This is a genomic window from Zhongshania aliphaticivorans, from assembly GCF_902705855.1.
Taxonomy (GTDB): Bacteria; Pseudomonadota; Gammaproteobacteria; order Pseudomonadales; family Spongiibacteraceae; genus Spongiibacter; species Spongiibacter aliphaticivorans_B.
Map to the genome: position 1 here is coordinate 109,121 of NZ_CACSIJ010000017.1, position 13,064 is coordinate 122,184.

At 46.6% G+C, this 13,064-nt stretch carries 10 protein-coding genes and 1 riboswitch; of the genes, 5 read left to right on the plus strand and 5 right to left on the minus strand.

The genetic code is table 11. The features are described from left to right. Positions 1–391: 391 nt before the first annotated feature. The 5 genes from GVJ32_RS17255 to GVJ32_RS17275 all read right to left on the minus strand — a co-directional run bounded on the left by GVJ32_RS17255 (position 392) and on the right by GVJ32_RS17275 (position 6,329). Positions 392–796: a hypothetical protein gene (locus GVJ32_RS17255; RefSeq protein WP_159241319.1), complete on the minus strand. Its 405-nt coding sequence runs from the start codon at positions 794–796 to the stop codon at positions 392–394. A 64-nt stretch (positions 797–860) separates the two neighbouring features. After that, entirely contained in the window at positions 861–1,778 is a 918-nt protein-coding gene (locus GVJ32_RS17260; RefSeq protein ID WP_159241320.1) for a hypothetical protein, read from the minus strand. Between the two features lie 118 nt (positions 1,779–1,896). Beyond that, the gene (locus GVJ32_RS17265; RefSeq protein ID WP_159241321.1) at positions 1,897–2,313 is read right to left on the minus strand and encodes a hypothetical protein; all 417 of its coding nucleotides are present in this window, start codon (positions 2,311–2,313) and stop codon (positions 1,897–1,899) included. A 225-nt stretch (positions 2,314–2,538) separates the two neighbouring features. Beyond that, complete coding sequence (locus GVJ32_RS17270) at positions 2,539–4,122, minus strand: PepSY domain-containing protein (protein WP_159241322.1); 1,584 nt, start codon at positions 4,120–4,122, stop codon at positions 2,539–2,541. Next, positions 4,122–6,329: a TonB-dependent receptor gene (locus tag GVJ32_RS17275; protein ID WP_159241323.1), complete on the minus strand. Its 2,208-nt coding sequence runs from the start codon at positions 6,327–6,329 to the stop codon at positions 4,122–4,124. The genes GVJ32_RS17270 and GVJ32_RS17275 overlap by 1 nt, the downstream gene beginning before the upstream one ends. Before the next feature lie 177 nt (positions 6,330–6,506). Further along, positions 6,507–6,742, minus strand: a riboswitch (cobalamin riboswitch). A gap of 501 nt (positions 6,743–7,243) precedes the next feature. Here GVJ32_RS17275 and GVJ32_RS17280 point away from each other — a divergent pair. From GVJ32_RS17280 to GVJ32_RS17300, 5 genes are all read left to right on the plus strand, one after another. Continuing rightward, positions 7,244–7,756: a sigma-70 family RNA polymerase sigma factor gene (locus GVJ32_RS17280; RefSeq protein ID WP_159241324.1), complete on the plus strand. Its 513-nt coding sequence runs from the start codon at positions 7,244–7,246 to the stop codon at positions 7,754–7,756. After that, positions 7,756–8,694, plus strand: coding sequence for a FecR domain-containing protein (locus GVJ32_RS17285; RefSeq protein WP_159241325.1), 939 nt, complete (start codon positions 7,756–7,758; stop codon positions 8,692–8,694). Before GVJ32_RS17280 ends, GVJ32_RS17285 begins: the two co-directional genes overlap by 1 nt. Positions 8,695–8,939: 245 nt before the next feature. After that, on the plus strand, positions 8,940–11,195 hold the full coding sequence (locus tag GVJ32_RS17290; RefSeq protein WP_159241326.1) for a TonB-dependent siderophore receptor: 2,256 nt from the start codon (positions 8,940–8,942) through the stop codon (positions 11,193–11,195). A 268-nt stretch (positions 11,196–11,463) separates the two neighbouring features. Next, a complete protein-coding gene (locus GVJ32_RS17295; RefSeq protein ID WP_159241327.1) occupies positions 11,464–11,973 on the plus strand; it encodes a sigma-70 family RNA polymerase sigma factor in 510 nt (169 codons plus the stop codon). A 6-nt stretch (positions 11,974–11,979) separates the two neighbouring features. Beyond that, complete coding sequence (locus GVJ32_RS17300) at positions 11,980–12,927, plus strand: FecR domain-containing protein (protein ID WP_159241328.1); 948 nt, start codon at positions 11,980–11,982, stop codon at positions 12,925–12,927. The last annotated feature ends 137 nt before the right edge of the window (positions 12,928–13,064 follow it).

Consider the following 13,064-nt stretch of genomic DNA (forward strand, 5'->3'; position numbering starts at 1 on the left):
ACATCGGTAGTTATTAATGGGAGCTTTCACCCGCCTCATTCAGTGCACAAGTACTATTCTTAAACGCTATTCTTGGTTGTGGACCCGGCCGTCCTAGGTTTAACAAGCTAGGCTTTTTTCGTATGAACTTCGCTTCACAGTTATTGTTATAGAAAACTGTTAACGATGAGAGATCGATGTTTTCTAATGTCATAGCGACAAATTGGTGTTCACGAATAAAATCAACCATCGTATCCAAATCCCTTAGATGGAGGGCCGACGGAGCGAGTGCAGGATATGCTGAGGCGCTCCAAGCAACTAAAATTACGGCAAATGCCCTTTTAATAAGCGTCATATTTTTACTCACCATTTATTTTATGTATCGATCTGCCATTAAACACCCACCCAACAACTATTTTCCATGATGTGATTTTTCAATTAATACCTGCTCTAATTCACGAACAGTGCCTAAGGCGTAACCGCTTTCATCGATGTTACTTAGTCGATAGCTACTCGCCAGATCCGTAATGGCGGGTAAAACGCGGGCCATATATTGATCTAGGTCTTCAGCGTCAGATGACCTTAGTATTAATTCACATTCGGATGCCGCATTTTCTATCTGCCAACCGATATTACCCCAATGGAATGACTTCTTTTGTTTTCTATTTGCATCTTGGAATTGTTTAATTAGCGCAGCATCCATTTCAAGCTGGATACGTATTTTAGCTGCCCAAGATTCAGTGATCGGCGTACTATTAGGCATAAAATGTAAGTAACACAGCCTTACTTTCAATTTTAGCTTGGTCCAATTGTTCACGAACTCCCCTTTTGTCTCAGTGTGGTGTGTTATTCGCACACTATTACAGAGTGATAGTTGATATTTATTCGCGATCAATTATCTCAAATTCTAGTGTATCAAGACGAATATCAACGTTTGCCAATCGTCCCCACCAGTCACACTCCTCAATACAAAGCGTGGCAGAAAGCATATTTCCACTTGAGTGTTCGATATCATCGATCGCATTAAAAGATTTGCTATTTCCAAGCACGTAATACCAAATTAACCATTGGCTATTCTGTTTAAGTATTCCAATCGAAAACGATCCGTAGATACCCTCTTTATGCTCGATAATGGCCCATTGATTTCCCTTTATACCTTCCTCAAAAATAATTTCTTTGCTAGCGCGAGCTTGTGCTAAGAGTCGTTCTATCTGGGCCGTATCATCTACTTTCTTTGGAGAAAGCTGTGCTGTTAATGTATTTAGATACAGGCCGGTTTGATAATCTCCAAGCACATCACGCCATTGATTCGCCACCGACGTCGGCTTGATAAGCTTATCAAAATCACACTCGCAACTAATTTTTTCATTGTTTATGTGCCAATTACTTGTAGCCCTATAACAGCCCGTAATCTCCTTAGGGTTTGAGATGCCCTCTACACTGGGAAGTGTTATTAGCTCCCAAGTGTTTTCTTTACTGAGAGCATAGGCTTGCTCAAGCCCTACCCCATCCATTACTTCGGTCATAATGAAACTAGGGAAATGAGTTTTTTTATTAAGACAAGCACCTAATAATTCGCCACGATTTATTGGTTTCTTAAAAACGTTGTCGCCATCAGCGCTGAGTATTATGATCCCCGGCTCATCTAGACCGCGAGAAATACTTAGCACCATTGGTTTTTGCCCCGGTGCCGACAACTGCCAATTATGGCTGGAATGTTCTAAAGCATGACTGAATGACACAAGAGAAAGCAGAATATAAAGAGTGGATACGCGTGTCATTAGCCCAATGTAAATCATCTAATTATTACCTGAAGGGAGTTAATGGAGCAACGCGGGAAATCGAGGTCTCGTGCCTTGATAACATCATCCTCCGGCATAATCACCGAGTTTGCGTGATCTCTACCACACAAACTATTTATTCGGGTTTAGTAATAACAAGCTTTATTTTATCCTCTGGCAAATTGGGGCTCGTTATATCCATGGTGTGTTTATTTCCATGTATTAACCATGTCTCGCCTAGGCTATTCGCCGTCAAATAACATACTTCACCGCCAATTATGACGCCAGGTGATCGAAAAGGGATCGCGCTTCGCTTTTTCTTGCAGCTCACGCTCGCAATTTCTGGCGAGACTGACGTGACACCAGGGTAAATACCCCACCAACCTGGAAAACCATTACTAATGGATAAGACTTCTTTGGTTTCACCAACGGATAAATAAATGGCTGCAGTATCGTTTTTAGTTTCTATTAAGGATTCATAACTTGCCCTACTTCCAGCGCAAGCCTGCAGTAATATGCTGAGGCCAGCTAAAACTATGATATTTACGCGCATTGTATAAACCTTTTTAACAAGAGCAACGGCTGGTACGTCGCACGCTCGGCAATTTAACACTCACTAGGAGTCCGTAATCCATCTTAACCCTCGACGGATATTAATTGAAGAGCGAATTAGATATCTCCAGTAGTCAAAATATTATTTAAGGATTGTATGTTTCAGGATAATGAAAAAACTGTTCAATACCGCGTCATAAAAATATTGGCGTCAAGACAATTGCCACTAGATTCGGATACTATGCTTTAACCGCCGCCATCCCACCACAACTCCTAGTATAGACAAGCTAAGCCCGCCCAATGAAAGGCTGATAACGACGATGTCCCACAACGGACGTCGCTCCCATAGCCAAATATAATCCCATGAGTGCAAGCCGTTGTAGAGCCAGCGATACAGGCGATTTACTGTGGTGCTTTTATCTAATAGTTCACCGGTTACTAAATTGATATGAAACCATGTACGATCGGCGTCGCTGTATTCAACCCGTAAAATTGGCAGAGGCTTGCCACCCCTTTCCGGATGGCGTGTGAAGTAGTAGCTGTCGTATTGTTCAAGAATGGTGTATCTCGTCACCGTCTCATTCGGCCGTAGCGTACTCGCCATCGTTTTTAATCGCGATAACTCAGGTGCTGGTAGCACTTCTCCATTGCTATTAAGGCGCACCACTCTGCCATCCCTTTGCCAAGCTTGATACACAGCTTGAGTGTCGAAATGAATAAGCTCAACCGAGACGACTGAGTTAGGAAAATTTGGCGCAATTGCAGAAAAATCTTCCGGAACAAGCTCTCTAGTTACGCCGGTGAATTGTTGTTGCTGCCATATTGAGGCAGAGCGTGATGGATTAAGCTTGCCTGGGTTCATCGAGAGCAAACCGCTGAAAATCCACAGCAGTGTTACTGTTCCAAATAGCACTCCGGTAATGTAGTGCCACCGCATTATCCCACGATAGGGAATAGACGGTTTACCGGGTTTGGGCTTGCGCTTCCAGCGCAGCCAACCCATCCACAATCCGGTGAATGAAAGTACGACGCCAGCCGTTGACAGAATGTCTACCGCCCATGCCCACAGGTCCGGAAATTTCCGCAGTACTGTGGGATATAGCCAATGAGTCACCGCTGAAAAGTAATTCAGCACACGCTCAATTCTATGGCTGTCTCGGACCACTTCTCCGGTGGTCGATGACACATAGAGTTCAGTATGCTGGGAATCATTAAAAGCAAAGTGCAGTAAAGGCCGATGAGCATTTAAAGATGATGACAAAGTCCATTGATCTGTTTGCGGGTTACCAATATAACGCGCCGTTATGGCTTTGCCGCTTCCACGAGCAAAGAACTCACTCGCAATACGCGCAGCTAAGTCTGGCTGTATCCTGTTGACCCGCTCTCCGGTATCAGCATAGACAGCACGTACTTGATCGCTACCGACTATATGGATGTAATAAACCGGCCGGCCAAATAACATAGCCAGTCGTATCTTACTTGCGATAACCGGCGCCTTTGGATCAGCAGCCGCTTCGCAGCGAGTTTCCGAGGGCGTAGCCACACATTGATAGTCTTCTGCACTTAACTGCGCGACAGCGTCAGCGGCGCTGTACTTTGACGAGGAAAAATCCAAGGTCTGCTGCCCTGCGAACCGTTCACTTAATGTTAGGTTCGGGTATTCCACATACATCATGAAAATACCGCTGATAAACCACGCACAAAAGAATAGGCATAGAATAACCCCCAACCAGCGATGTAATAAAAACAGCTGACGTTTCCACCACTTCCATTTCAGCACCTTTTTGCTATCGTGTATTACATTGCGCATTATTCAGCAAACCGGTAATGAACACCCAACTCCGCACTGCGTGGGTCGGCTAATCGCTGGGTCAAACCACCTCCCGAAGCCCAAGATGCGTAAGTTTCATCGCTAAGATTTCGACCTCGTAGAGTGAAGGTATATTGCTGCCATTGGTAAGCAACACTTGCATCAACGGTGGTGTAGGAAGCTAGCTGAATTCCATTGTTGTTGTTTGCCTCGCGCTCCCCTACATGCCGCACGCCGCTATTAAATTTCCAGTTACCAAGTACTTTATTCACGTACAAGGCTGCCACCCACTCAGGAACATTCGTGGGAGTATTTCCAGTGCGAGAAATAACTTCAGTGCCTAGATTTTCATTAAACTCATCAAACTCCGCTTTCCAGTTCCACGCCACGTTAGCATCCACGCGCCAGTCATTCGGGAGGCGTGACGATGCCGCTAGTTCAATACCTTGAGATACTTGAGCACCTATCTGAGAGCTTATTCGTATACCATCAATAACATCAGAAGTTAAAATATCGTTCTTCTCAATATCATAAAGCGCAATGGTTATATCTAGGCTGTCGTTCAGTAGACTAGCTTTTGTCCCGATTTCTATTTGCTCGCCTTTCTGTAAACTAAATTCATCTTTGCTAGCATCGAGACTGACTAACTGAGATACCGGCTGAGCAGCTCGGCTGTAACTCGCGTATATATTTAGTTCCGGCATTAGACTATAAACCGCCCCAACACGCCCAGTAACGGGGTAATAGGTTTTATTATATTTGTCTGCACCTGTATAAGATTTGCGCTCAACATCGATTGCGTCGTAACGCAGGCCGCCAATTAACTTTAGTTGGTCGCTAAAATCGAGCACGTTCTCAAAATAGACTGCTGTATTTTGGGTAATTATTTTGGCGGTCCTCTCCGCTTCCGCGTCAGGCCCATAGCCTCGGTCAATATTATGCAAACTCACACTGGATGGGTCTGGCGAATTGGGGTAACTCTGTCCGCTATTGCGATTTTGATTATTGAGATCGTATAGCGTGCCAATTACGAACTGGTTCTCACGACCAAACAGATTACCCTTCCATCGAAAATCTAGTCGATTACCAATTTGCGTATCATCCCGGTAAATTAAGAAAAAACTACTTCTGTCCACCATATTGGTTTGGGGATTCCAAACCGTTTTCTCTGTGTTTCGCCAGTCAAGTTTCTGTGTCGCAAGATACAGCTCATTGCGAACTTCCCAATGGTCAGAAAGGCTAATTTCGCTAATGAATCTACCATACGCATTTTCGGCCTGGGCAAAATTATCCAAATTATTATAATTCTCGCGGCGTGTTCCCTTAGCAATTCGTGGGTTAACCAGCCTGTCCGTACTGGTGTTGGCGGGCCGTATTTCTTGTTCACCGTCAATATTAATGACGGTGTCATACACTACTGGTGTGCCGTAGTAGCTTTTTACATCATCTTCAAAATAGCTAGCGCTAACGGTAAATCTCGCGGCATCATTCGCCCGCCATAATAAGCTTCCGCCGGCTGCATCGTAGACTTCTTCACTACCGTGCACATATCCGCCGCTCTCGTTATGGGAAATATCAGCGCGATAATAAAGGTTCTTTACTGCTGTCGGGCCTCCTACGCCAATCGCTGTGCGGTAATTATCCCACACCCCTGCGCTCATCAAAGCCTCGCCGGAAAAAGCTTGAGTAGGCATTTTGCTAACATAATTTATAGCCCCGCCCACCGCGCCTTCGCCGTGAAGCAATGATGCGGGCCCCTTCAATACTTCGACCTGTTCGAACATAAAACTGTCAAGTGGGCGTGCAGACTGTGAATTGGTATTTTGGCGGACGCCATCGCGCAGAATCGTAATATCGTTACTGCTAAAACCGCGAGTTGAATAGCCTGGAATCGAACCAACACCGGTACCGCCCGTCATGCCCACTGCTGTTTCAACTGCTTCCATTGCCGTGCGGGCACCGTATTGTTGAATCATATTTTGGCTAATAACAGACACACTAGCAGGAAGGTCACGTAAGGAAATATCTAAGCGAGAACCCGTTCCAGATGACTCATCCAAGGCGAGATTTTTGCCATCTTGAATACCGGTAACCAGCATATGTTCGGTGACTTTTTGTTGATCACTGGCTGGTACTTCGTCTGCCATTACAAAGGAAAATTGCGTAGACACCACAGCAATAACAGGGGTAAGAATAAATAATTTCATAGTAAATCCTCAAACGCCCAACCCCGGGCGCATGAAAGTAAGAAAAGCACTGAACAACCGAACTAAGCGGCCTGTAATCAGACTTTCTAAAATTCCACAGAGGATAAATTGGCAGGACAAATTGAAGTACAGCTACGCACTAGCAAGACCGGCGCCAACGCAACCACCCTCCGTGGTTCGTTTGCATAACAGCGGGCCGGTCTCCGGACTCATGAGCATTTAACAAAACCGCCTTCCCATGCCTTAAAGCACAGTGGCAGAGTGGTTTTGTATTAGAGCCAAATCTAGTGGCTCGCTCATTTACCGTTGCGGGGGCAGTGTTGGGTTTGTTTCTGATCGAAATAGAAACACACCAACTTCCCGTTTAATCCCGAACCAGAAAGGTGTCAGGAACCCGTTGTTTGGAATCTATTATCAGACTCCAGCAACGCGGCGAAATCTACAGTTTTTTAAATAACCAGTCAAATATACAGAGCACTTATCTCTGCGACAAATAGTCGCAGAGGGGAAGTTAAAGTTATTAGTGTGGAAATTAAATACGTGACTTGATGACAAACTATATAGGAATATTTCGCAGCTAAAGTGGTTAAATAAATAATTATTTCATCAACTTATAGTTATTAATATTGAAGACTTATGAATAAAAATAATCGAGGGAACTGCATCAAAATCCCCATAAAAACGATTTTTTATATCAGATATAATCTTGGAGCTTTAGCTTTGTAGAAGATCCAGAACCTATCTGGCGGTTGTAGTCCGTATGTTGGGTTGATGTGCGCAAAACCTAACTACAGCGTCTTCAGTGTCACTCTACTCCCCCCCCTGAGCACATCACAATTTGCTTTCATTTCCTTTCTCAATATATAATGAGATCCATTCTCATTTAAGTTCATTCCACCCTTCAGGAACCGTACGTGTCAGGCATCGAGTTAGCCCAACAGACTGAGATTTATAATCTGTACAGCAACCATCATCGGTGGCTGCATAATTGGCTGCGCTCGCGTCTAGGTTGTTCAGAAACGGCTGCCGATCTAGCTCAAGACACGTTTATTCGGATTCTGCAAAAAGATTATTTACCCCAACCGCAAAGTCCCCGCGCCTATCTCAGCAGTATCGCTCGTAATCTTTTGGTCGATTTATACCGCCGCCGCAGTATTGAGCGCGCCTATGTCGATACCTTGGCGCTACAACCGGAGGCGGTGGATATATCGCCGGCGGCTCGGCACGAAATTATTGAAACACTGATGGAAATTGATCGCCTATTGGATGGCATGGGCGAGCGCCCTAGAGAAATTTTCCTTTTGGCACAAATAGACGGTTTGAGTTTTGTGGCTATTAGTCAGCAATTAGGTATCTCTGTTAACACCGTGCGCAAACACTTTATTCGTGCCATGAGCCAATGCCTGCTATTGCTTGAGGACGACTAATGACCAGTGTTAGCCCCGCCGTGATTGAAGCCGCCGCAACTTGGTATGTAGACTTACAAGACGCTGGCGCTGACGAATCTACCCACCGCGCTCATGAGCAATGGCTACTTGCCCACCCTCTTCACCAGCAAGCGTGGGCTCGGGTAGATAAACTGCAACAGACTCTGAACCGAGTGGACGGCAATAGCAGCACCTTGCGTAATGCTAGACTGAGTCGCCGGCAATCTATCAAAGCACTCTCTCTATTATTAATGGCAGGTGGCACTGGCCTAGCTTGGCAACAGCAAGTGGGCTTTCAAAAACTTACCGCGCAATATCACACCAGCACTGGCGAGCAGCGCACTATCACCTTGGCAGATGGTGGTGAACTTGTACTCAATACCGATAGCCACGTTGATATCAACTACAGCAAAACCCAGCGTGAAGTCATACTGCACGGTGGCGAAATTTTGCTTACCACAGGCAAAGACGTAGCCGAGCGCCCGTTTTTCGTCCGCACCCGTCACGGTAGTATCCGCGCTTTGGGCACCCGCTTTTCTGTGCGAGATGACGACCAGCAAACTCGGGTAGATGTTTATCAGCACGCTGTAGAAATCCAGCCAACCGCCGCGCCACATAGCTCCTCGCGAGTAGATGCAGGCCAGCGACTAGAATTTACCCAGCGGCAGGTTCATACACTTAAACCTGTACCCGCCAACAGTGATGCTTGGCGACAACAACTGTTAATTGTGAGCGACTGGCCCTTGGCGCAGTTTCTTGCAGAATTATCTCGCTACCGACCTGGTCGCTTGAGCTGTGAACATGCTGCGGCCGAACTACGAATTTCTGGTGCTTTTCACCTCAAGGATACCAGCGCTGTGCTGGACAATCTGGCCAATACCCTGCCCGTGCAAATTCACTACTTCACCCGCTACTGGGTAAAAGTTGATTTAGCTTAAGCGGCCGACCCAAGTGAATTAAAATTATTTTTGCTCAAGGGGTTGTTGATTTTGATTCTCATTCGACTTGATACATAGAAGCGTTTTTCGAGCGCATAAAATGACCAAGAGGAATTGAGTTAATGAAGCCAACCCCCGCTGCGCTAGCGCTGAGTATTACTCTGCTACTGCCCGCTGTAACCCTACCTCAAATTACACTAGCGCAAACGAACGTATCACCCAGCCACATTAAGGCACTGCAAACAGTGTCACTCTCTATCCCCGCCGGCTCACTCGAAGCGGCGCTTGTGCAATTTTCCACACAAACTGGCACCACTGTTTCATTTACGCCAGATGTAGTGAGGGGTCAAAAAAGCAGCGGTTTGAGCGGCGACTTTAACGCTAGCGACGCGCTTAATCGACTGCTGGCAGGAAGCAGTTTACAAGCTCAGGCGCTGTCGAATGGCAGCTATTCCGTGGTGCAGGTGGAAGTAAATATGTTGCCAGCGGTAAAAGTAAGTGCCGATGCCGCGCCCAATTCCACCCCCCAGAGTCCTTTAGCCTATTTGAATAAAAGCAATTCTTCCGGTGCACTTGGCAACAAACCAATACTTGATACTCCATTTTCCATCACTGTTGTCGACAACAATGAAATAAATCAACGCGGCGCCAAATCGATTGGCCAAATTTTCTTCAACGATCCCTCGGTATATACACCAACCCCTTCTTTTAATACTGATTGGTGGGGCACTCAAATCCGTGGACTTGGGGTCCGCAATTACTATATTGACGGTATTCCATTGATGTTGAACTGGGGCGGAGACTTTCCCACTGAGGTGATAGACAGCGTATCAGCACTCAAGGGGCTGACTGGCTTCATGTACGGGTTTGGAACCCCTGGTGGCGCGCTGAGTTACCAGTTAAAACGCCCGACCACAATTCCGGAAACCTCCGTGCTCATCGGTTACCGTAATCCGCAGTTATTTACTGCCCATGTGGATACGAGTCAAAACCTAGGTAACAACTTCGCCTTGCGCGCGAATTTCGCAACGGAGCAAGGTACCGCCTACAACGCCAGTGAGATTGATCGTAGCGTGGCATCGCTTGCCTTGGATAAGCAGTTCGGCACGTCGCTGATGTGGCAAACTACACTAATTTATGAAGACAGCAAAAACACAGGAGAGCCCTTCCAGCTTTATCTAGACGCTTATGATGTTGCTGGCAGCGGTGACCGCTTGCCAACCGTGACCTACAACTACGACAACATCAACGTCGACAACGCCTACTACAAGACCGAAACACTACTAGCTTCCACAGGTGTTGAATGGCAGATTAGCGATCAATGGATGTTGAGCTATCAGCTCGGTTTTTCGCGTAAGGATCATCGCTCGAATAAAGCGTTTGCAGACCTTCTGAACTCAGAGGGCGACTACAGTGGGGCAATCTATAATTTCGCCGGCCAGCTGAATACGCTCTTCACCCAAGCAATCCTCGAAGGCTCATTATCAGCGTTTGGAGTGAAGCATGAAATCGTAGGCGGTCTGGGCTTGCAACGAAACAAAACCCAGTACAGTAACTTCAACTACAGATCGGATGAATTCATGGGTAACATCTATGAATCTCAGCGATACTTGGTACACCATACGCCAGATTTCTCTCTCAATCCTGCAAGCCCTGAGATTGTTCAGCGGAACGTTTTTGTTAGCGACACAATTCACTTTGACGAGCGTTGGCAGGCGATTGCTGGCTTGCGCTTCACCGACTACCACAATAAATCTGATTACCGAACTCGAGAACTCAGCCCGACACTAGCTTTGACCTACAAACCTGATCCGCAAACCAGCCTCTATATTAGTTATGTTGAGGGGCTTGAGCCTGGCAGTCGTGTGGCTGACCGCTATACCAATGCCGGTGAAGTGTTGGATGCAACCGTTTCCAAGCAAACCGAAATTGGCTTCAAGCGCCAAGTAGATGATTGGGACTATAGCGGAGCAATATTCAGTATCGATCGCGCCAATCAAATGGACGTAGTTAGAGGTAATGATCTTTATCGCACGCAAGATGGCCTGGTCCAATACCAAGGAGCCGAATTGTCGACCGCCTACCAAGTTACCGACAGCCTGAATTTGGGGCTGGGTGCCATCTATCTCGACGCCACGATAGACAAAGTATCCGCAGCCAATGCCATCGTTGAAGGAAACACGCCAGGTAACGCACCCAAATTGCAGATCGTTGCTAATGCACACTACAACATACCGAGCATACCAAGCCTCTCAATGCACGGCGCGGTTCGTTACTTTGACGACACCTACACAAGTGACAACAACCTATTGACGGTACCTAATCGTACGGTGGTCAACACTGGCTTTAGCTACGATTTCGATATGCAAAATCACATCTGGACTCTTGTCGGCAACATCAACAACCTTTTTAACGAGAAGTACTGGGCAAGCGGCGGATATACAGCCGCCAATGTCGGCGAGGAACGCAATATTTCATTTACTCTTAAAGCACAATTCTAAACTCTGTCGCTTGGTAGTACGACGGCTAGCCTTCTAACTGTACCGCAAAGAAAGGTTGCCGAACTAAACAGTCGCGATACCCAATGGAAGTAAGTTGAGTATCGCGAATACTTAAAGTTGTTGATATTTGCCCCTCCTCTACATCCAGACTTTTGAGCAAATCCCACTAAATCGCTCGTTGCTGACAATCAGTTGCATTTACATCCGCACCTACAATACAATGAGATCGATTCTCATTTGCGATAAATAACCTCTTCAGGAATATAACGTGTCAGGTAGCGAGTTAGCTCACACAAGTGATATCCAGCATTTGTACAGCAACCATCACGGTTGGCTGCGGGGCTGGCTGCGCTCGCGGCTAGGTTGTTCAGAGACAGCCGCTGATCTTACCCAAGACACCTTTGTTAAGGTGTTATTGCGAGATACCAGCACAACGTCTATTCGTGAACCCCGTGCCTACCTCACACATATCGCCCGATCGCTGATGATTAATCATTGGCGTCGTCGAGACATCGAACAGGCCTATTTGCAGGCACTGATGATATTACCGGAGCCGGAATCGCCTTCGCCAGAGCATCAAGAACTGATACTTGAAACCCTTTATGAGATTGATGCGGCACTCGACTGTTTGCCCAGCGACGTTAGGCAGGCGTTTTTATTAGCACAACTGGAAGGCATGAAGTATCGCGATATTGCTGTCCGTCTAGCGGTGTCTGAAATCACCATTAAGCGATACATCAAGCGCGCACTGGTTCAATGCATGCTGGTCATGGAGTAAGCGGCGATGTCTATCACCCTAGAACGTAAAGTGCTTGAAGAAGCGGCTGACTGGCTGATAAAAATGCAAGAAGGCCTTATGGACGATGCCGAGATAAACCGCTTTAAACAATGGTTAGCACGTAGCAATGCCCACCGCCAAGCATGGCTGCGCGCCGAAAAAATTACTACCAAACTTGGCACCTTACCGCCTTCAATAGGCATGGCTACTTTGGATCGCCCGAGTAATCTAGAGCGCCGCGAAGTGCTCGCCAAACTTGCCTTATTTATCGCCGCCGCTCCCGTAGGCTGGAGTGTTTGGGACATCACCCATAAACAGCTTCATATTGCTGACTACCGCACCCGCGTGGGCGAACAACAAAAAGTGACCATTGCCGATGGATCGCAAATCACCCTGAATACCGACACTGCCATCGATGTGTCACTCAGTAATGAGCAGCGTTTGATTGTGTTGCGCCAAGGCGAAATTTATATAGAAACCAGCCATCGCAACGATCCTCGTCCATTTCTAGTTAGCAGTGCACAGGGACAATTACGCGCTCTAGGCACCCGATTTACCGTGCGCCAATTTACCGACACTAGCCACTTGGCCGTACTCGAAGGTGCCGTCGAAGTCACTCCAGCTAACGGCCCTGCAGTAGTAATTACTGCAGGGCAACAAACCCCATTTGATGCCCATCAAACCGATAAAATTATGCCTGCAGATGACCTGAACGCCGCGTGGACTAACGGCATGCTCATGGCCGATGCCATGCCTCTACAAACTCTATGTGATGACTTAAGCCGTTTTCGTAATAGCCGCCTGCGGGTAGAGCCAGCCATTGCCAACTTAGCGGTGTCTGGCGCATTCCCTCTTAGCGACATCAACAAAGCCCTAGATATGCTCGCGGCCACCTACCCTATCACCGTCAACAAAGCCTTGTTTGGTTATATGACGACACTTTCGCCAAAATAATTAGGCACAAAACCGTACTATTTTTTGTTTAACGCCCTGTCTTTCGCCTCGCGGTTCTATTGCAAACATCTATTCAAAAATTATTTTTTTAATGCTGATACTTTTTCCTTTTTCACTTGGCAAGGTAAGTACAGAAC

What these genes read in the sequence shown, in the direction of transcription:
- GVJ32_RS17260 (WP_159241320.1), bottom strand. Translation starts at nt 1,778, where the DNA reads ATGATTTACATTGGGCTAATGACACGCGTATCCACTCTTTATATTCTG.
- GVJ32_RS17265 (WP_159241321.1), bottom strand. Translation starts at nt 2,313, where the DNA reads ATGCGCGTAAATATCATAGTTTTAGCTGGCCTCAGCATATTACTGCAG.
- GVJ32_RS17270 (WP_159241322.1), bottom strand. Translation starts at nt 4,122, where the DNA reads ATGCGCAATGTAATACACGATAGCAAAAAGGTGCTGAAATGGAAGTGG.
- GVJ32_RS17275 (WP_159241323.1), bottom strand. Translation starts at nt 6,329, where the DNA reads ATGAAATTATTTATTCTTACCCCTGTTATTGCTGTGGTGTCTACGCAA.
- GVJ32_RS17285 (WP_159241325.1), top strand. Translation starts at nt 7,756, where the DNA reads ATGACCAGTGTTAGCCCCGCCGTGATTGAAGCCGCCGCAACTTGGTAT.
- GVJ32_RS17300 (WP_159241328.1), top strand. Translation starts at nt 11,980, where the DNA reads ATGTCTATCACCCTAGAACGTAAAGTGCTTGAAGAAGCGGCTGACTGG.